The sequence below is a fragment of the Tenacibaculum sp. SDUM215027 genome (genome assembly GCF_050566205.1).
GTDB lineage: Bacteria > Bacteroidota > Bacteroidia > Flavobacteriales > Flavobacteriaceae > Polaribacter.
Map to the genome: position 1 here is coordinate 135,339 of NZ_JBNXUE010000006.1, position 19,767 is coordinate 155,105.

The window sequence follows — 19,767 nt, forward strand, 5'->3', positions numbered from 1 at the left end:
TTCAAAACAAGTATCTAATTAAATCTTTAACTATATCGCCCTACGATTTAAAAACTATATTCTGATAATGGTTTCGGAAAATCTTCTGGGTTTGCAGCCAAATGATAACGAGGATCATCTACCGCTTCTTCTATAACATCTGCAAAAATTGGACTTGCTTTATAAAGCAACACTTTACAATCTTCACTTAAGTGTTTTAGCGTTACCTTTTTCCCTACTTTTTGATACTTTTCAACTAATATAAAAATAGCTTCAATAGCTGAATGGTCTGAAATACGAGATTCTACAAAATCAATCTCAACATTCTCTGGATCATTCTTAATATCAAACTTTTCGTTAAAAGCTGTAATACTTCCGAAGAATAAAGGTCCCCAAATTTCGTAAACCTTAGTTCCATCTCGTTTAAAACGTTTCCTTGCTCTAATTTTCTTCGCATTCTCCCATGCAAAAACTAATGCTGAAATAATTACCCCTACAAATACAGCAATTGCTAAATCGAAAATTACAGTTACAGCAGATACTATAATTAATACAATCGCATCTGATTTTGGTATTTTGTTCATAATTCTAAAACTAGACCATGCAAATGTATCAATCACCATCATAAACATTACTCCTACTAAAGCAGCAATAGGTACTTGCTCAATATACTTATCAGCAAAAAGAATAAAAACTAATAAGGTAACTGCCATCATTACTCCTGATAAACGTCCTCTACCACCTGCATTAATATTAATTACAGTTTGACCAATCATACCACAACCACCTGTTCCTCCAAACAATCCACTTAACATATTTCCAGCTCCTTGTGCTACACATTCTTTATTTCCATCACCTCTAGAGTCAGTTAACTCATCTACTAAATTCATTGTCATTAATGTTTCAATCAATCCTACTGAAGCTGCTAAGAAGGCATACGGAGCGATAAATTTTAACGTATCTAAGTTGAATGGTAAATTACTCCAAAGCTCTGCTAAGTTCATTTTTTTAGAAATCTCATCAAATCCATTTAAACCAGCACCTCCACCATCTCTAATGAAATCTCCTACATTAATAGACTCTAATCCACCAAAAATAGATATAAATGTTACTATTAATATAGCTGTTAACGCGGCTGGTATTTTAGTTGTTAATTTAGGTAATAACCATATAATTAGCATTGTTAACAACACTAACCCAATCATAGTATATAACTTTGTTCCTTGTAAGGTAGATTTTACGACTCCACTATCTTTTACTGAATAAAATCCGTCATTTTCTATATTATAAACTACCTTTTTTGTTTTTGCATCAAAAACTTGCGTGTCTGACTTTACAAAAACTTCTTGATTTGTTTCATTATTGATAATCGAACTTCCTTTGATTGAAAACAACGCAGCATTTGAAACTAAATCTTGCACTTCGTTATCAGCAATTTTATACACCAATTCTTTCGATTCAGTTTTACGCATATTTTGTCCAAAAACATCTTTCTTATTCTCTTTGAACATTCCTAACTGTGCAATAAAAATAACTACGGCTAAACCATTTACAAATCCCATCATAACTGGGTGCGGAATTAACCTAACTAATTTCCCTAACTTAAAAACTCCTGCTAGTATTTGAATAACTCCCATTAATACTACAGCTGCTAATAAATAAAAGTACCCCATGTTTTCTACAGGTGTATCAAACAGTAATCCCTTTGCATGCCCTTCTTGTATCATATTTACAAAAATTACAGCCACAGCACCTGCTGCACCAGAAATTAACCCAGGTCTACCTCCAAAAACTGCTGAAACAATTCCTACCACAAAAGCTCCAAATAACGCTACAATAGGACTAATTTGAGCCACAAAAGCAAAAGCTACCACTTCCGGTATCATTGCTAGCGATACTGTTATACCTGCTAACGAATCGTCTTTTATGTTAATCTTCTTACTTTTAATGTATTTCATCATAATTTCTAAGAGTCTTTTGTAAAAGTGCGCAAATGTAAAGATAATTTTATAGACCTAGTTTTAGGTTTCATTAAGTTTAATTTTGTCAGCGTTAATTTTTGCCTTAATTTTGAACGTTGAACTATCAAACCAATTTGGTAGCAACAAATGAGCAGAAAAACACTACTTACTTCGAAAGAAATTGAAATCATTCTGCATCGATTAGCGTGTCAGTTAATCGAGAATCACAACGATTTTTCTAACACCGTTTTAATAGGATTACAACCTAGAGGTTCTTATTTAGCTAATCGACTAGCTGAGTTATTAAGAGACGAGTATCATATTAAAGACTTAGAGTTAGGTTTGCTAGATATTACTTTTTATCGTGATGATTTTCGCAGAAGAGAAGAACCCTTAGAAGCCACTTCTACACAAATTGACTTTTTAATTGAAGGAAAGAAGGTGGTAATTATTGATGATGTATTATTTTCAGGAAGAAGCGTTCGAAGTGCTTTAACAGCATTACAATCGTATGGAAGACCTGATAGTATTGAGTTATTGGTATTAATTGATCGTCGTTTTAGCCGTCATTTACCAATTCAACCTAATTACCGAGGAAGACAAGTAGACGCCATTAATGAAGAAAAAGTAGTTGTTAACTGGCAAGAAACTCATAAAGAAGACACAATTTACCTTGAACCCAAGCCCTCAAAGCTTGATTAGTTATGATTAAAAAAACAAACTAAGATGAAGCAGTTAAGCGTTGAACATTTATTAGGAATCAAATACCTTAACAAAAATGACCTTGAGCTTATTTTTGAAACTGCTTCTCATTTTAAAGAAGTCATTAACCGACCTATAAAAAAGGTTCCTTCGTTACGTGATATTACCATTGCTAATTTATTTTTTGAAAATAGCACACGTACAAAACTTTCTTTTGAATTAGCTGAAAAGCGTTTATCAGCAGATGTTATCAATTTTTCTGCAGGACAATCTTCTGTAAAAAAAGGAGAGACCTTAATTGATACTGTAAACAATATTTTATCTATGAAAGTTGATATTGTTGTGATGCGTCATTCGAATGTAGGAGCTGGAATTTTCTTATCAAACCATGTAGATGCTAAAATTATTAATGCTGGTGATGGTACACACGAACATCCTACTCAAGCATTATTAGATAGTTTCTCTATGCGAGAGGCTTTAAACAGCAATTTAAAAGGAAAGAAAATTGTAATTGTTGGTGATGTATTACACTCTCGTGTAGCTTTATCAAATATTTTTGCACTACAATTACAAGGAGCTGAGGTAAAAGTTTGTGGACCTACTACATTAATTCCTAGATATATTTCTAGTTTAGGTGTTGAAGTAGAAACCAATCTTAAAAAAGCCCTAGAGTGGTGTGATGTTGCTAATGTATTACGTGTACAACACGAACGTATGGATATTAAATATTTTCCATCAACTAGAGAATACACACAACTTTTTGGTATTAATAAAGAAATATTAGATAATCTAGGTAAAAAAATTGTCATTATGCACCCAGGACCTATTAATAGAGGTGTAGAACTAACAAGTGATGTTGCCGACAGTGATCAATCAATTATTCTAAACCAAGTAGAAAATGGAGTTGCTGTTCGTATGGCTGTTATTTATTTGTTAGCACAACAAATAAAAAGATAATCATGAACATAACAGATAAAACTGATTACACTTTAATTACTTCTGACGAAAAAACGTTTTCTAATTTTATAGAAAACTTTGAGAATGAGTATGTAAACCTTACAGGAAAAAACCTGATTATTGTAATTTCAGAAGAATTTAATGCCTCTAACAAAAATATTTTATTATTTTTGAATTACGCTCATGAACATCAGGACAATGGCACATCTTTTGTAGTTGTGTCTAAAGATGTTAATATTGATGATTTTCCTGAAACATTTAACATTGTTCCTACTTTAGTAGAAGCAGAAGATGTTATTGAAATGGAGAATATTCAACGTGATTTAGGTTTTTAACCTTATATTTTTAATAATTATCCACCCCCTAAAAGATAATTTATGATAAAAAAAATACTTTTTATAACTTTTTTCTTAGCTATTTCAGTTGGTTTTTCTCAAGAAAAATCAATCGATAAGTTAATAGCATCCCCTAACCCATTTACGAACAACACCACTATTTACTTTAATGCTAAACATAATCAAACAGTTATTTTAACTGTTAGAAATGTATTGGGTAAAACTGTTTATAATAAAGAGCTTAAAGTGGTTAAGGGACGTAACTCTTTTCCGTTTCAACGTAACGACTTAAAATCTGGAATGTACATTTATGCAATACAAAGTAATAAAGAAATAATTTCAAAACGCTTTGTAATTAAATAAATGAGTTTACACTTAACTGTTTTAGGTTGTCATTCTGCTACCCCAAGAGTTAATGCCTACCCTACCGCCCAATATTTAGAAATTAACAATCGTCATTTTTTAATTGATTGCGGTGAAGGTACACAACGTCAAATGCGAAAATATAAGGTTGGTTTTTCTAAAATCAACCATATTTTTATTTCTCATTTACATGGTGATCACTTTTTTGGTTTAGTTGGACTCATTGCTACTTTTGGAATTTTAAACAGAGAAAAAGAGCTCCATATTTATGGTCCTAAAGGAATCAAAGAAGCAACAACAGTTCAGCTAAAGGTTTCTAAATCGTGGACTAAATATCCTATTATTTTTCACGAATTAGAATCTAAAAAAAGTGAGCTTATTTTTGAAGATGATAAGGTTTCTGTAAAAACGATTCCATTAAATCATAGAATATACACCAATGGTTTTTTATTTACAGAAAAACCAAAGCTTAGAAAACTACACATTGAAAACATTCAGCAATATAATGAAATAGAAACTTGTGACTTTCATAATATTAAAGCTGGTAAAGACTTTACACTATCTACAGGAGAAGTAGTTTCGAATGAAGAGTTAACTATTGACCCGCCTAAACCTTTAAGTTTTGCTTTTTGTAGTGATACCGCTTACAAACCAGATATTGTTCCTATAATTAAAGATGTAGACTTGCTATACCATGAAGCTACATTTTTAAAAGATAGAGAAGATTTGTGTGATAAAACAAAACACTCTACAGCAGAACAAGCAGCTTATATTGCTAATCAAGCAAATGCTAATAAGTTAATTATTGGACATTACTCTAGCAGATATAAGAACATTAACGATTTTAAAGTAGAAGCTCAAACAGTTTTCAAGAACACTGAATTAGCTGAAGCGGGAAAACGATATAGCACTAATTCTTTTCCTGTTGAAATTTTAAATTAATACTGTTTTGTTGATAGAAGCACCAAAGTACAAGCTATTTCACTCTCAATACCATTTTCTTTTAACAACTTTATAAACTCTACATTTTCAGTCCCTGGATTAAAGATTACCCTACGAGGTTGCAAACCGATTATATAATCATAATATAATTTCTGACGCTCCGGATTTAAATATAAGGTTACGGTATCAATATCTTCAAAAAAAACATTTTCTGTTTTAATAGTAACGTCTGCTACACTTCCCTTTTGCAAACCAATTGCTACAGTATCTATACCACTATCTCTTAATCTTTTAATGACAATATTAGAGTATCTGAAAGGTTTTAAAGAAGTCCCTAGCACCAAAGTACGGTTTTTCATTTTCTGTTAATAATACGTTAAACTCTCTTAAACTAAGTAACAAAGTTAGGTAATAAGGAGTCTATTAAGCATCAAAACAATTCAAAAACAACAAAAATGAAAAACATATTACTAATACTTTTAGCTGTATTTACTACAAGTATATATGCACAAATGCCTAAAAGCAGCCTCCCTAAACCAGGTGTTATTACTGGTAAGGTAGTCGACCAAACAACCAAGCAACCTCTTCCCTACGTAAATATTATAATCAAAGATGCTGCCAAAAAAATTATTACTGGTGGAATTACTGATGACAACGGATTATTTTCTATAAAAAATATTCCTGAAGGAAATAGCACTGTAGAAGTCCAGTTTATAGGATATAAAACTTTTTCAAAGCCAGTTTCTGTAAGTCGTAAATCAAGTAAAGTTAATTTAGGAACAATTTCTCTAGAGGAAGATAGCACCACTTTAGATGAAGTAGAAATTCGTGCAGAGACTTCTTCTGTAACTCAAAAAGTAGACAGAAAAGTAATTAATGTTGGTAAAGATTTAACATCTGCAGGTGCTACTGCTTCTGAGTTATTAAACAACGTACAATCAGTAAGTGTTGATAGCCAATCTGGTAATATTAGTTTACGTGGTAACGAAAACGTACGTGTATTAATTGATGGGAAACCTACCAATATTCCTGCTTCTGAATTATTAAAACAAATTCCTTCTACATCAATTAAAAGTGTTGAGTTAATTACCAATCCTTCTGCTAAATACAACCCTGAAGGAATGAGTGGTATTATTAACATAATACTTAATAAAAATGCCAACATGGGCTTTAATGGCTCTATAAATACTGGTGTTGAAGCTGGGCATTATGTTCGTTATAACGCTTCAACAAATATGAACTATAAAACAGGAAAAGTTAACTTTTTTGGTAACTACGGATTTAATGGTGGAGATCGTTACAACTTTGGTTATGTAAATAGACCAGGAGTTAACAATCAAGACTTCATTTTCACAAATGATAACGAATCTCATTTATTTAAAATTGGAGCTGATATTTATTTAGATGATAAAAACACCTTATCTCTTTATACTACTCAAAACTGGTTTGACAGCGATGCTTCTGGTAAGGCTATTGTTACTAACAACAATGGAAGTATTAGTAGTAATGCTCCAAACATGCAAGCTTCAGAAAGTCACAACCAAGCTTATAACGTAAACTATAAACATGACTTTGACAAAGAAGGACACAATATCGAATTTGAAGCCAACTTTTCTAAAAATGACTCGCCTAACTTCTTAACAAACCAAGATATAGCATTAAGTGCTTCTGATAATAGATATAAGTTATTAAATTATTTTAACGACATAAATAATGATAGAAAAAATACGCTTCTTAATCTTGACTATACTAATCCTGTTTCTAAAAACGGAAAACTAGAATTAGGTTTTGAATATAGAGTTAACACAACTGACAATACAAACTTAACCGATCAACACAGAATTCTTTCTTACGAAAGAGATACAAACAATGAAATTGTTTATGATATTCATGGTCCTCGTGTAGATCAAACTGAAAAAATTCCAAATTCAAGTTTTTCATATGATAGAAATATATACTCAGGTTATGCAAACTATAGTCATAAGTTTGGAAAATTAACAATGCAATTAGGTGCTCGTTTAGAACAATATGAAATTGAAGGTAAATTTAATAGAATTGGTGAAGCAACTCAAAATGTAACAGATGAAATCTTTACTGTTTACCCATCGAGTTTCTTAACTTTCAATGCAAACGACAAAGATCAATTTCAATTAAGCTATAGTAAAAGAGTAGATAGACCAAGTATTCAACAAGTAAACCCTATTAGAGAGTGGAGTACACCGTTAATTACTTCTGTTGGTAACCCTAACTTAGTTCCTCAGTTTACGAATTCATTAGAATTTAACTACACAAGAAAAATTAAAGGAGGATCAGTTACTTTTGGTAGTTTTTATAGAAACATTGGAGATGCAATTAACAGAGTTACTTCTATAGACCCTGATGATGCAAGTAATACTAAGCAATTATTATCTTTTAAGAATTTTGATGATACAGATGCTTATGGTTTAGAGTTCTCTGCAAACTATAAAGTAGCAAAATGGTGGAGAGCAAATGCTAGTATAGATTTCTACTCTCAAAAACAGTTTGGAACTACAGATTTAAACAATCCTAATGCTCCAAGATTAGAAGTTAAAAACGAAGTATTTAACGCTCGTATAAGCAATAGTTTTACAGTTAATAAGAAGTTACGCTTACAGTTATTTGCAATGTATAGAGGTCCTAGAAAAGATATTCAATGGGATGTTGAACCTATGAAAATGGTTAACCTTGGTGCTAACTATAGTATTCTTAAAGGTAAAGGAAACATTAATTTTAGAGTAAATGATATTTTCAATACTATGAGATTTAAATTTAACTCTGAAAGACCTTTTGTTCAAAACGGACGTTTTAAATGGGAAAGTAGAACTGCTTATATTGGATTTAACTATAGGTTTGGTGGAGGAAAAAACAAAGCCCGCTCTCGCAAACAACGTGATAATAATGAAAAACAAGGAGGCGGAGGTTTCTTATAAAATAAGTTTTTAATTAATTATTTGAAAAAAACGAAGTATTTAACTTCGTTTTTTTATTTTAGCGCAATTTCATTCCCTTCAATATATGAAAAGATTGCTAATATTAATTTTATTTCTAGGTACTTATTTTTGTCAAGCACAAAATTTACGGCTTACCGGAATCGTTTTAGATAAAAAAAATAATCAACCACTACCTTTTGTCACAATTACTTGTAAAAATACTTCTAACCAAATACTAACAGGTAGCATTTCTGATGAAAAAGGTAATTTTAAAATTGAAAAACTTCCTAAAGAGAGTTTGCTCTTAACTTTTCAATTTATTGGGTACAAAACTTTTGAAAAGAAAATTGACTTAAAAAAGAATAGTAAAATAGGAACAATTTTTCTTGAAGAAAATACTACTCAATTAGATGAAGTTGAAATACAAGGAGAAACTTCAACTATTATTCAAAAAATTGATAGAAAAGTTATTAATGTAGGTAATGACTTAACTGCTGCTGGAGCTACTTCATTAGAAATGCTTGAAAATATTCCTTCTATAGACATTAATCAACTTTCGGGAACCGTAAGTTTACGAGGTAACGAAAATGTTAGAATCTTGGTAAACGGAAAACCGTCTAATGTAAACACTTCTCAATTGTTAAAACAGATACCCTCTAACTCAGTAAAAAGTGTTGAGGTTATTACAAATCCATCAGTCAAATTTACTCCAGAAGGTATGAGTGGTATTATCAACTTAATCCTTAAAAAAAATACTAAAATTGGTTTTAACGGAAATTTATCTGTTGGTGCTAAACAAAGTAGAAACTTAAGGCCTGAACTTTCCCTAAATACAAACTATAAAACGGGGATCACCAATTTTTATTTAAACTACAATACTGGTTGGGGCGATTATGAAACCTTTAACGATTTAAAAAGAACCGACATCAACTTAACCCAAGATATTGACTTTTTGAGTAACTCAAAGAATCACAATATTAAATTTGGTGTAGACATAGATGTTACTCCTAAAAGTATATTATCTATGTATACTTCTCTAAATTTTGATAAAAATAGTTTAGCTACCAATACTCTTGTCCATGAAAACAACTCACTAGTTTTTAATAACAAAAGTTTTTCTGATTATGACCAAAAGGACAAAACTTATAACATTGATTATCTTTATAGTTTTGATGATAATGGTCAAAGCTTAGAAGTTGAATTTAATCACTCTATCACAAAAAACCCTGAGAAAACTATTAATGAAGAATTAGTTAATCCAAATTCAAAAGAATATAATTATACAAACAACATTAAAGATACACGAAAGTTATGGTTATTAAATATTGATTATGTAAAACCTATAAAATCTGGAAAACTAGAATTTGGAGTTGAATTCAGAAAGCAAGATTTTTACAATTTAATACTTACTGATAGAGAACACATAAATGATTCGGCTTCTCTTGAACTCGTAGGAAATACAACGTTAAATTATGACAAAGGTATTTATTCAGGATATCTAAATTTTAACAAGGAGTTCAAAAAAATTTCAATTCAAGCAGGTATAAGATTAGAACAATTTAATTTAGATGCTCTTTTTTCAAATACTGAACAAGGAAACACTACTTTAAAAAATAATATTTTTAGTTGGTATCCTTCAGCATCAATTCTATACAGCTTTACTGAAAAAGACAAGTTACAATTTGCTTACAGTAGAAGAATTGACAGACCCTCTGCTTATCAAACAACCCCTATTCAAGAATGGTTTTCACCTCTAATTATATCAAGAGGAAACCTTGACTTACAGCCGCAATTTACAAACTCTCTAGAACTTAATTATACTAAAACAATCACTAAAGGTTATATATCATTTGGCACATTTTATCGAAGAACTAATGATAAAATTGGTCGATTATTACAACAAGATGAACAAAACCCAGACAGAATCATTACTTCATTTACCAATTACGATTATGCTGATAGTTATGGACTTGAGTTATCTGCAAGTCTCAAACCAACCAAATGGTGGACGTTAAATCCTTCTTTCGAAACTTACATTCAAGACTCTCAAGGTGTTTTAAACGGTAACTTTGAAACGGTAAAAAACACCTTAGTAAAAGGACGTATAAGTAACTCTTTTAAAGCTTCAAAAAAACTGAGTTTCCAATTATCAGGTATTTTTAGAGGTAAAAGTGAAAACATTCAATACACAGTACAACCATATACAATGATTAATGCTGCAGCTAGATTAAAGATATTAAACGGTAAAGGAAGTATTACCTTGAGAAGTTCTGATATTTTTAATAATGTAAACTTTGATTACACATCAAATAATCCATTTATGCAAAAAGGAAAATACATCTTAGAATACAACTCAGTTTACCTAGGTTTTGCTTATAATTTTGGAAGTGGAAAAAATAAGAGTAAAAGTAGAAAGTATAGAGACGATAATGAATCTCAAGGAGGTATGTTTTAATAAAACATCTAGAACATTAATTATATACCTAAAACACTTAGCATTGGTACTTCTAACAAATATTGAATCTACCTCATAAATATTCTATTATTAACATAACATTTGGTTTTAGTAAACAAAATTACTATTTTGGTCATTAAATAAAATTAAAAAATGATGAAAAAAAAAGTAACAACTTTAGGGAGACAACTAAGTATTAATGAAAAAAAACAGGTTAGAGGAGCATACACCGATGATATTTGTTGCAAAAAACCAAGACTTGTTGTTTGTGAATGCAAAGATGACAATGATTTTGATAGAATTCAATAAGGATTAATCATTAATTAAATACCAAAAAATAGCTCTTATAAAATCAAAAACTATTTTTTAATAAAAATATCTAACCCCGAAGTCATAAAACTTCGGGGTTTTTGTTATATATATAATAAAACTACCAACGAATCACTACTGACCCCCAGGTAAATCCACTACCAAAAGCAGCTAAAACTACTAAATCTCCATCATTTATTTTTCCTTTTTCCCAAGCTTCTGTCAATGCAATAATAACCGAAGCTGCCGTAGTATTACCATACTTCATAATATTATTGTACACCTTGTCATCAGACAATTGGAATTTCTTCTGAATAAATTGTGCTATACGTAAATTCGCCTGATGTGGAATTAACATATCAATATCTTCTTTTTGTAATCCATTTGCTTCTAAACCTTCTATAATAGCTTCCGAAAAACGAACTACTGCATGTTTAAACACAAATTGACCATTCATATGTGGATAATACGAAGTATCCTCTGGATCGTTTGCTTCCATTATCTCTGGTACCCAACGTCCCGTAGAAGGTCCCTCTAATACTAATTCTTTAGCATACTTCCCTTCTGAATGTAAATGTGATGATAAAATTCCTTTTCCTTCTTCCTCACTACGTGATAAAACCGCAGCTCCTGCTCCATCTCCAAAAATTACAGTTACCCCACGACCGCGTGTAGAACGCTCTAAACCTCCTGAGTGATTTTCTGAACCAATAACTAAAATATTTTTGTACATGCCCGTTTTAATAAACTGGTCTGCCACAGACATTGCATAAATAAATCCAGAACATTGATTACGCACATCTAACGCACCAATTGTTGGCATATCAAGTAAGTCTTGAACTTGAACACCTCCGCCTGGGAAATATAACTCAGGACTCAAGGTAGCAAAAACAATGAAATCAATATCATCTTTGGTTAAACCTGCACGCTCAATGGCTATTTTAGCTGCCTTTGCCCCCATTACCGACGTAGAATCATCAGAAGTTTTTGGGTCAATCCAACGACGTTCCTTGATACCCGTTCTTTCTTGAATCCACTCATCATTGGTATCCATCCACTGAGTCAGATCGTCGTTAGTCACTACGTTCTCAGGAACATAATAACCTAATCCTGTGATTTTTGAACTATACATATTTTTTATGTTTATTTTTTGGTTGTTTGCAAATTAAAAGCCTGTAAAAGTATGAATTTTATGCAATGTGCACAAAAAGTGCCATCTTGTCATAAATCTATATTTGGTATTTTTTTTGACTATTCATTCAACAGAAAATAATATCAATTAAAAATATATACTTATGAGTAAAGGAAACATTAATGTATCGGTTGAAAATATATTTCCTCTGATTAAAAAATTCTTGTATTCTGATCACGAAATCTTTTTACGTGAGTTAATTTCTAACGGAACAGATGCTACTACCAAATTAAAACACCTCATTTCTATTGGTGAAGCAAAAACAGAATTAGGTGATGCTAAAATTGAAATAAGCATTAATAAGGATGCAAAAACCTTAACTATCAAAGACCAAGGTATTGGTATGACAATGAGTGAGGTTGAAAAATACATCAACCAAATTGCCTTTTCTGGTGCTGAAGAATTCTTAGAAAAGTACAAAGACGATAAAAACGAGACAGGTGTTATTGGTCATTTCGGATTAGGTTTCTATTCTGCATTTATGGTTGCTGATAAAGTAGAAATTTTCACCAAATCATTCAAAGATGAGCCTGCTGCTCACTGGATTTGTGATGGTTCTCCTGAATATACTTTAGTTGAACATGACAAAGCTGACAGAGGTACAGAAATTGTATTACACATTGCTGAAGATTCTACAGAGTTTTTAGAAGAAGGTAAAATTCGTGGATTACTAACTAAGTACAATCGTTTTAACCAAGTACCAATTAAGTTTGGAACCAAGAAAATAAACGATCCTGACTTCATTCCTCAAACTACAAAAGAGGAAGATGGTAAAGAAGTAACGGAACCTCACAAGCAAATTGAAGTAGATGACATCATCAATAATACAGAACCTGCATGGACTAAAAAGCCAGCAGATTTGGAAGATGAAGATTACAAAAACTTCTACCGTGAATTGTATCCAATGCAATTTGAGGAGTCTTTATTCCACATTCACTTAAATGTAGATTATCCATTCAACTTAACAGGAATTTTATACTTTCCTAAGTTAACGCAGAACTTGGATATGCAAAAAGATAAGATTCAATTATACCAAAATCAAGTATTTGTTACCGATAATGTAGAAGGAATTGTTCCTGATTTCTTACAAATGCTAAAAGGTGTAATTGACTCACCAGATATTCCACTAAACGTTTCTCGTTCATATTTACAAGCAGATGGGGCTGTTAAAAAGATTTCTGGATACATTACTAAAAAAGTAGCTGATAAACTTTCTTCTTTATTCAAAAACAATCGTGAAGACTTTGAACAAAAGTGGAACGACATCAAAGTTATTATCGAATACGGAATGTTATCAGAAGAAAAATTCTTCAGTAAAGCTAAGAAGTTTGCCTTATACCCAACTGTTGATAACAAATTCTTTACGTTTGATGAGTTAGTTGAGAAAACTAAAGATGCTCAAACAGATAAAGACGGAAATCACGTTATTTTATACGCAGCAAACAAAGATGCGCAACATAGTTATATTGAAGATGCTAAGGCAAAAGGATATGAAGTATTGTTGTTAGATTCTCCTATTGTTCCGCATTTAATGCAAAAATTAGAAACTGAATCTGGTGATGCAAAAGTACAGTTTAAGCGTGTAGATGCTGACCATGTTGATAATTTAATTAAGAAAGATGACACGGTAATTTCTAAACTTTCTGACGAAGAAAAAGAGAAATTAAAACCAGTTATCGAAGGCGCTGTAAACAACTCTAGCTACACAGTACAATTAGAAGCTATGGATTCTAGTGCTTCTCCTTTCTTAATCACTGTACCAGAATTTATGCGTCGTATGAAAGAAATGAGCGCTACTGGTGGTGGAATGATGGGAATGGGTAACATGCCAGAAATGTACAACTTGGTAGTAAATACCAATCACGAGTTGGTATCAGAAATATTAACTGCTGATGAAGACAAGCAAAAACAATTAGTTTCTCAAGCTTTCGATTTAGCCAAATTATCTCAAAACCTATTACACGGTGAAGAGTTAACTAACTTTATCAAACGTTCTTACGAATTAATTAAATAATGACGAATCGTCATAGATAAATTAAAAACCTCTTTGTTTATACAGAGAGGTTTTTTGTTTTTCAATTATCTACACAAAAAACATTAGCTTCGTTTCACTTAAAAACTAATATCTATTTAAAACTATGACGCATATTATTTGTTTTGGAGATAGTATTACCAGAGGTGAAAACGATAGTGAAAAAGGAGGTTGGACAGATCGTTTGAAAGCTTACTGCATGAAGCTTTTTCTAAAAAACAAAAAAGATGAGATTTGTGTTTTTAACATGGGAATTGGAGGAGAAACAACAGAAGGTTTAATAAAAAGGTTTACAAACGAATTCAACACAAGGCTTTTAAAAGATGAAAATAATATTGTTACTCTAGCTTATGGAGCTAACGACATTGCTTTGTTAAATGGCAACAACACTGTTTCCTTAGAAAAATTCAGCTCTAATCTTAATTTCTGTATTGACTATGCCTTAAAACAAAAGACAACTGTTTATTTAATCAATATACTTCCAGTCATAGAAGATGATAATAATACTAAAAAAAGGTCTCTAAAAGACATTTCAAGATACAACGATGTGTTGTTATCAATAGCACAAAAACAAAACATCAATCTTATTGATATATATAGCAAATTTGAAATTACTAAAGAGAATTTACTTACCTACGATGGTGTTCACCCTAACGCAGAGGGACATGAAAAAATATTTAATATAATTAAAGAATCTATTTTACCAAATCACGATTAACAATCTAATCCTCTCTTTTTCTTTTTGGTATATTTGTTCACATTCAAAAACAAAACCATGAAAAAAATCCTCTTAACTGTAGTAGCCACAGCTACTTTCCTAGTTTCTTGTAAGCAAGAAAAAAAGGAAGTAATAAGCACTCCTACTCCAGAAAATACTGAATTCAATCAGTTATTAAAAGATTACAACGAAGGTAAACTGCAATTAAATCCAATCAGCGCTACTTTTGCCGGTGATAATCGTTTCAACGATCAATTTCCTAATACGTTGTCTGATGAACATCAAGCAAAAAGTAATGAATTTTTCAAAAATTATAAAGAAAAACTTAACAACTTTAAAGACGCTGACTTAACCGAAAGTCAACAAATGAGTAAAGCTGTGTTGGCTTGGGATTGCGATATGGCATTAGCACAAGCTAGCTATAAAAACGATTTACTCATACCTATTAATCAAATGTGGACAATTAACCTTACCATAGGACAATTAGCTAGTGGTAGTAGTGCACAACCCTTTAAAACAGTTGAAGATTACGACAATTGGTTAAGTAGATTAGACAAATACAATACTTGGTTACAGTCAGCTAAAAAACGTATGCAACAAGGAATCAAGGAAGGCTATGTATTACCTAAATCATTAATTAAAAAAGTAATTCCACAATTTGGAGGTTTAACAATTGTAAAAACATCTCCTGAAGGAATCACCGATTTTTCAGAACACTTATTTTACTCTCCAATAAACAAATTTCCTACTGATTTTTCTGATGCTGATAAAACTAGATTAACAGAAGCTTATACCAATATGCTAAATGATAAATTAATCCCGTCATTCAAAGCAATGCATGAGTTTTTAAAAAATGATTATTTAGCTGCTGGTAGAGAAAGTAGTGGTATTTCTGATATTCCTAACGGAAAAGCATATTATCAACATGCTATCAAAAACTACACGACTACAAACATGACTGCTGATGAAATTCACAAGTTAGGACTAAAAGAAGTTGCTCGAATTTTAACAGAAATGGAAGAAGTAAAAAAACAAGTTGGTTTCGAAGGAAGTTTAAAAGATTTTTTTGATTTTGTTCGTAATAACAAAGAGTTAATGCCTTATACCGAACCGCAACAAATCATCGATAACTTTAATTCAATTCACGAGAAAATGAAGCCTCAATTAGAAAAGTTATTTGGTAACAAACCAAAAACTCCATTTGTGGTTAAACAAACTGAAAAATTCAGAGAAGCTTCTGCTAGTGCTGAATACAATCCTGGTTCGTTAGACGGAACTCGCCCAGGTGTTTTCTATACACCAATTCCTGATGCTACAAAATACAATGTCTTTTCTGATGAAGCCTTGTTTTTACACGAGGCAATTCCTGGGCATCACTATCAAATTTCACTAACGCAAGAAAACGAAGAATTACCAGACTTCAGAAAAACCTTATGGTACAGTGCTTATGGTGAAGGTTGGGCGTTGTATACCGAAAACTTAGGAAAAGAATTAGGTTTATATACCGACCCTTATCAATACTTCGGAATGTTAGGAATGGAAATGCACCGAGCAATTCGTTTAGTCGTTGATACAGGAATACATGCTAAAGGTTGGAGTCGTGAAAAAGCGATTCAATATTCATTAGATAATGAAGCAGAAAGCGAAGCTAGTATTACCTCTGAAATTGAGCGTTATATGGCGAATCCTGGACAAGCATTATCGTACAAAATCGGACAATTAAAAATCCGTGAATTACGTGCAAAAGCCAAAAAGGAATTAGGAGATAAATTCGATATTAAAGAATTCCACAACCAAGTTTTAGAAACTGGATGTATTCCTCTAGCACTTTTAGAAAACAAAATTAACAACTGGATTACTTCTCAAAAGTAATCTCACTACTTTAATAAAAAATAAAAACCCGCTTTGATAACTCAAAGCGGATTTTTTTATCAGTTAAATTTTCTAGTAAAATGGTTTTTCAAATAATAGATTTGTACAAATACCATTACGGTAAAAAAGAAGCAAGCACTTAGCATTAAATTTGATACTGTGATATTTTCAAATAAATTTGGCAATTGAATATTCGATAAATAATCTATTTTTACTTCAGGTATTTTTAGCCAACTCAAAGAAGTTCCTTTGGAAACGTACAAAATACTAACAGCTAATATAACCCCAAGTACAAACCATATTTTTTTTGATATTAATGGTGTAGCTTTATAAATAGAAGACTTCTCTTCTTGTAAAATAGCATCCATAATATTTGCTGTAAAATCAATAGATGGTGTTTCCTCTCTTATTTCATTGATGTACTTTTTTGTAAAAACATCTAATTCTTCTATGTGTTTATCTTCTCCCATAATGATTTATCAATTCTGGTTCTACTTTTTTCTCTACTATACTCAACAAACTTTTTCTTGCTCTATGTAGCTTTACTTTTACATTTGCTTCTGTAAAGTCAGTAATCTCAATGATTTCTTTCAAACTTAGCTCTTCAAAGTAAAACATCCATAAAATAGACCGTTCGTCTTCTGGTAAACTTAACAAACATTTATTTATTACTTCTGCTCGTTCCTTTCTTTCAATACCTTCTAAAATACTATCAGTAGACTTTATTTTATTAATAGTAATCTCATTTATTGTATCTATACAATATTTTTCTTTATTCCTTTTTAAATTATCCAAACAAGTTCTATATGCTATTTTATAAAGCCACGTAGAAAATTTTGAATCTCCTTTAAACTTGCATAAGTTTTTATAGGCCTTTATAAAAGTATCTTGAGATATCTCTTCGGCTTCTTCTCTACTCTTTACCATCTTTAACGCCAATGTAAATACCATTGTCTTATACCTATCTACTAAAAAAGTATAAGCATTAGTTTCTCCTTTAAGGATTTTATCTATGTAAATTTGGTCGTTAATAATAGTCGTTTTATACTATGACTGTACCTAGTTAAAAAAGGTTACAACTATTCATTAAAAAAAAATAAAAATTTTCTGTAACCTTTTTTTAGATGTAGCTGTCATACCTGTAAACACATTAAAAATAATCATTTTAAACTCAAAAATATGGAAGTAGCAATTGTATTTATGTTCTTGTTTGCAGTAATATTCGGAATCTTTTATTTATTCTATTCAACAAGAAATAAGGAACGTTTAGCTTTAATTGAAAAAGGTGTAGATGCCAAAATTTTTATGCAAGGCGAAAAAAAGCGTTCTACATTAACAGGTAGGGTAATTATCTTAAACTTAGCTTTATTAGCTATGGGAATAGGTGTTGGTGTTTTATTAGGTGCTATTTTAAGTTCTTTATTTGGATATAGTGGTTCTTGGGCAGATAGACCATCAAATGCTATTGATTCAGAAGTTTTCTTTATCTCATCTATTTTTCTTTGTGCAGGTGGGGCATTATTAATCGGTTTTAATCAAACTAAAAAATTAGACAACGAATAAAGTTTGTTTAAATAATAAATTACTTTAATAAATATGTTAAAAGAGAATAAAGCTAATTTTATTCTCTTTTTTGTTTTGTAATTTAGTAAGCTAAATTCCTTAACATGAGAAAATTTACGGTACTATTCTTTCTAATTTCTACAACAATATCAGCGCAAACTGACACTAAAATATACGATATTATTAATACTGTTTCAGCAGATAGAATCAAAGCTGATATTACTACTCTAACAAATTTCGGAACACGTCATACACTAAGCGATACTATTTCAAATACTCGTGGAATTGGAGCGGCACGTCGTTGGATTAAGTCTGAATTCGATAAAATATCTTCTGATTGCAACAACTGTTTAGAGGTATTTTACCAAAAAGACTTTGTAAAAAAAGGAACCAATAGCAGAATCACCAAAGATATTTGGGTCGTTAATGTTGTTGCTATTCAAAAAGGAACAAAATATCCTAACAATTATATTGTTATGAGTGGTGACATTGATTCAAGAGTTTCTGATCCTAATAATTTTACCGATGATGCTCCTGGAGCTAATGACAACGCCTCTGGGATGGCTGGAACAATTGAAGCGGCTCGTGTTTTAAGTAACTACACCTTTGAAAACAGTATTATTTATGTTGGTTTGTCAGGTGAAGAACAAGGTTTATTTGGAGGAAAAGGATTGGCTAAATATGCTAAAGAAAAAGACTGGAATATTGTGGGTGTTATGAATAACGATATGATTGGAAACATAAAAGGTGTTGATGGCATAATTGACAATCGTACCTTTAGAATTTTCTCTGAACCTGTCCCTCCTACAGAAACAGAACGCCAGCGAAAAGCTCGTCGTTTTTATGGAGGTGAGGTAGACGGAACTTCACGTCAACTAGCGCGTTACATATACAAAACTACCAAAACCTATATGCCAGAAATGAATCCGAAAATGATTTATCGCTTAGACAGATTTGGTCGTGGTGGACATCACAGACCTTTTAACGATGCTGGTTTTGCTGGTATCAGAATTATGGAAGCTCATGAAAACTACACGCAACAACATCAAGATATTAGAACCGAAAATGGTATTGAATATGGTGATCGGTTAAAGTTTGTGAATTTTGATTATGCTAAAAAATTAACTGCTGTAAACGCTATTAACTTAGCCAATATTGCTGCTGCACCTCCATCTCCTAAAAACATAGGAATTGGTGGTATCGTTGAAGCTTCTGCTAAACTACAATGGGATAAAGTTGATGGTGCTAAAGGATATAAAATTTATTGGAGAGACACTACTTCTCCTACTTGGGATAACTTTAAATATGTTGAAAATACTACCGAATTTACTTTAGACGGAATTGTTTTAGATAATTACTTCTTTGGAGTGAGTACTGTAGGTAAAGACGGATACGAAAGTATTGTTTCGTTCCCTTCAAAAATTATACGTTAATTA

At 31.4% G+C, this 19,767-nt stretch carries 18 protein-coding genes; 13 read left to right on the plus strand and 5 right to left on the minus strand.

What is annotated here, in order from left to right; all coding sequences use genetic code 11:
- Positions 1-47: 47 nt before the first annotated feature.
- Positions 48-1,940, minus strand: a complete 1,893-nt coding sequence (locus ACQYZ7_RS13870; protein WP_430730321.1) for a SulP family inorganic anion transporter — start codon at positions 1,938-1,940, stop codon at positions 48-50.
- A gap of 147 nt (positions 1,941-2,087) precedes the next feature.
- Between ACQYZ7_RS13870 and pyrR the strand changes: the two genes are divergently transcribed.
- Genes pyrR through ACQYZ7_RS13895 form a run of 5 tightly spaced genes read left to right on the plus strand, consistent with a single transcriptional unit; the run spans position 2,088 to position 5,239 of the window.
- Positions 2,088-2,642, plus strand: coding sequence for a bifunctional pyr operon transcriptional regulator/uracil phosphoribosyltransferase PyrR (pyrR, locus tag ACQYZ7_RS13875; protein WP_430730322.1), 555 nt, complete (start codon positions 2,088-2,090; stop codon positions 2,640-2,642).
- Between the two features lie 24 nt (positions 2,643-2,666).
- Positions 2,667-3,599: an aspartate carbamoyltransferase catalytic subunit gene (locus ACQYZ7_RS13880; protein WP_430730323.1), complete on the plus strand. Its 933-nt coding sequence runs from the start codon at positions 2,667-2,669 to the stop codon at positions 3,597-3,599.
- A 2-nt stretch (positions 3,600-3,601) separates the two neighbouring features.
- A complete protein-coding gene (locus tag ACQYZ7_RS13885) occupies positions 3,602-3,934 on the plus strand; it encodes a hypothetical protein (protein ID WP_430730324.1) in 333 nt (110 codons plus the stop codon).
- A 42-nt stretch (positions 3,935-3,976) separates the two neighbouring features.
- Entirely contained in the window at positions 3,977-4,297 is a 321-nt protein-coding gene (locus ACQYZ7_RS13890) for a T9SS type A sorting domain-containing protein (protein WP_115900823.1), read from the plus strand.
- Entirely contained in the window at positions 4,298-5,239 is a 942-nt protein-coding gene (locus ACQYZ7_RS13895; RefSeq protein ID WP_430730325.1) for a ribonuclease Z, read from the plus strand.
- On the opposite strand, the gene ACQYZ7_RS13900 is transcribed toward ACQYZ7_RS13895, so the two are convergent.
- A complete protein-coding gene (locus ACQYZ7_RS13900; RefSeq protein WP_430730326.1) occupies positions 5,236-5,598 on the minus strand; it encodes a CoA-binding protein in 363 nt (120 codons plus the stop codon). The two genes, ACQYZ7_RS13895 and ACQYZ7_RS13900, sit on opposite strands and share 4 nt — an antisense overlap.
- Before the next feature lie 96 nt (positions 5,599-5,694).
- Between ACQYZ7_RS13900 and ACQYZ7_RS13905 the strand changes: the two genes are divergently transcribed.
- The 3 genes from ACQYZ7_RS13905 (at position 5,695) to ACQYZ7_RS13915 (ending at position 10,954) form a co-directional block, all read left to right on the plus strand.
- Positions 5,695-8,190, plus strand: coding sequence for a TonB-dependent receptor domain-containing protein (locus ACQYZ7_RS13905; protein WP_430730327.1), 2,496 nt, complete (start codon positions 5,695-5,697; stop codon positions 8,188-8,190).
- Between the two features lie 85 nt (positions 8,191-8,275).
- A complete protein-coding gene (locus tag ACQYZ7_RS13910) occupies positions 8,276-10,645 on the plus strand; it encodes a TonB-dependent receptor domain-containing protein (RefSeq protein ID WP_430730328.1) in 2,370 nt (789 codons plus the stop codon).
- A gap of 156 nt (positions 10,646-10,801) precedes the next feature.
- Positions 10,802-10,954 (plus strand): hypothetical protein, encoded by a 153-nt coding sequence (locus tag ACQYZ7_RS13915; protein WP_430730329.1) that lies wholly within the window; start codon positions 10,802-10,804, stop codon positions 10,952-10,954.
- 121 nt (positions 10,955-11,075) lie between these two features.
- Here ACQYZ7_RS13915 and ACQYZ7_RS13920 read toward each other — a convergent pair whose 3' ends face one another.
- The gene (locus tag ACQYZ7_RS13920) at positions 11,076-12,086 is read right to left on the minus strand and encodes a 3-oxoacyl-ACP synthase III family protein (RefSeq protein WP_430730330.1); all 1,011 of its coding nucleotides are present in this window, start codon (positions 12,084-12,086) and stop codon (positions 11,076-11,078) included.
- Positions 12,087-12,249: 163 nt separating this feature from the next.
- Between ACQYZ7_RS13920 and htpG the strand changes: the two genes are divergently transcribed.
- The 3 genes from htpG (at position 12,250) to ACQYZ7_RS13935 (ending at position 16,768) form a co-directional block, all read left to right on the plus strand.
- Positions 12,250-14,160, plus strand: coding sequence for a molecular chaperone HtpG (htpG, locus tag ACQYZ7_RS13925; protein ID WP_430730331.1), 1,911 nt, complete (start codon positions 12,250-12,252; stop codon positions 14,158-14,160).
- Positions 14,161-14,284: 124 nt separating this feature from the next.
- Positions 14,285-14,896, plus strand: coding sequence for an SGNH/GDSL hydrolase family protein (locus tag ACQYZ7_RS13930; RefSeq protein ID WP_430730332.1), 612 nt, complete (start codon positions 14,285-14,287; stop codon positions 14,894-14,896).
- Between the two features lie 57 nt (positions 14,897-14,953).
- Positions 14,954-16,768, plus strand: coding sequence for a DUF885 domain-containing protein (locus tag ACQYZ7_RS13935; protein WP_430730333.1), 1,815 nt, complete (start codon positions 14,954-14,956; stop codon positions 16,766-16,768).
- Positions 16,769-16,827: 59 nt separating this feature from the next.
- Here ACQYZ7_RS13935 and ACQYZ7_RS13940 read toward each other — a convergent pair whose 3' ends face one another.
- Both ACQYZ7_RS13940 and ACQYZ7_RS13945 read right to left on the minus strand, forming a co-directional pair.
- Positions 16,828-17,238: a hypothetical protein gene (locus ACQYZ7_RS13940; protein ID WP_430730334.1), complete on the minus strand. Its 411-nt coding sequence runs from the start codon at positions 17,236-17,238 to the stop codon at positions 16,828-16,830.
- The gene (locus ACQYZ7_RS13945; protein WP_430730474.1) at positions 17,225-17,803 is read right to left on the minus strand and encodes an RNA polymerase sigma factor; all 579 of its coding nucleotides are present in this window, start codon (positions 17,801-17,803) and stop codon (positions 17,225-17,227) included. The genes ACQYZ7_RS13940 and ACQYZ7_RS13945 overlap by 14 nt, the downstream gene beginning before the upstream one ends.
- 144 nt (positions 17,804-17,947) lie before the next feature.
- Here ACQYZ7_RS13945 and ACQYZ7_RS13950 point away from each other — a divergent pair, with 144 nt between their 5' ends.
- Entirely contained in the window at positions 17,948-18,331 is a 384-nt protein-coding gene (locus ACQYZ7_RS13950) for a DUF6249 domain-containing protein (RefSeq protein ID WP_028890977.1), read from the plus strand.
- Between the two features lie 104 nt (positions 18,332-18,435).
- Positions 18,436-19,764 carry a M28 family peptidase gene (locus ACQYZ7_RS13955; protein WP_430730335.1) on the plus strand — a complete coding sequence of 443 codons (1,329 nt, stop codon included), beginning with the start codon at positions 18,436-18,438 and terminating at the stop codon, positions 19,762-19,764.
- Positions 19,765-19,767: the final 3 nt, after the last annotated feature.

Coding starts and splice junctions, on each gene's coding strand:
- ACQYZ7_RS13890 (WP_115900823.1), top strand. CDS start 3,977: ATGATAAAAAAAATACTTTTTATAACTTTTTTCTTAGCTATTTCAGTT.
- ACQYZ7_RS13930 (WP_430730332.1), top strand. CDS start 14,285: ATGACGCATATTATTTGTTTTGGAGATAGTATTACCAGAGGTGAAAAC.
- ACQYZ7_RS13910 (WP_430730328.1), top strand. CDS start 8,276: ATGAAAAGATTGCTAATATTAATTTTATTTCTAGGTACTTATTTTTGT.
- pyrR (WP_430730322.1), top strand. CDS start 2,088: ATGAGCAGAAAAACACTACTTACTTCGAAAGAAATTGAAATCATTCTG.
- ACQYZ7_RS13905 (WP_430730327.1), top strand. CDS start 5,695: ATGAAAAACATATTACTAATACTTTTAGCTGTATTTACTACAAGTATA.
- ACQYZ7_RS13880 (WP_430730323.1), top strand. CDS start 2,667: ATGAAGCAGTTAAGCGTTGAACATTTATTAGGAATCAAATACCTTAAC.
- ACQYZ7_RS13870 (WP_430730321.1), bottom strand. CDS start 1,940: ATGATGAAATACATTAAAAGTAAGAAGATTAACATAAAAGACGATTCG.
- ACQYZ7_RS13950 (WP_028890977.1), top strand. CDS start 17,948: ATGGAAGTAGCAATTGTATTTATGTTCTTGTTTGCAGTAATATTCGGA.
- ACQYZ7_RS13920 (WP_430730330.1), bottom strand. CDS start 12,086: ATGTATAGTTCAAAAATCACAGGATTAGGTTATTATGTTCCTGAGAAC.
- ACQYZ7_RS13935 (WP_430730333.1), top strand. CDS start 14,954: ATGAAAAAAATCCTCTTAACTGTAGTAGCCACAGCTACTTTCCTAGTT.
- ACQYZ7_RS13900 (WP_430730326.1), bottom strand. CDS start 5,598: ATGAAAAACCGTACTTTGGTGCTAGGGACTTCTTTAAAACCTTTCAGA.
- htpG (WP_430730331.1), top strand. CDS start 12,250: ATGAGTAAAGGAAACATTAATGTATCGGTTGAAAATATATTTCCTCTG.
- ACQYZ7_RS13940 (WP_430730334.1), bottom strand. CDS start 17,238: ATGGGAGAAGATAAACACATAGAAGAATTAGATGTTTTTACAAAAAAG.
- ACQYZ7_RS13895 (WP_430730325.1), top strand. CDS start 4,298: ATGAGTTTACACTTAACTGTTTTAGGTTGTCATTCTGCTACCCCAAGA.
- ACQYZ7_RS13955 (WP_430730335.1), top strand. CDS start 18,436: ATGAGAAAATTTACGGTACTATTCTTTCTAATTTCTACAACAATATCA.
- ACQYZ7_RS13915 (WP_430730329.1), top strand. CDS start 10,802: ATGAAAAAAAAAGTAACAACTTTAGGGAGACAACTAAGTATTAATGAA.
- ACQYZ7_RS13885 (WP_430730324.1), top strand. CDS start 3,602: ATGAACATAACAGATAAAACTGATTACACTTTAATTACTTCTGACGAA.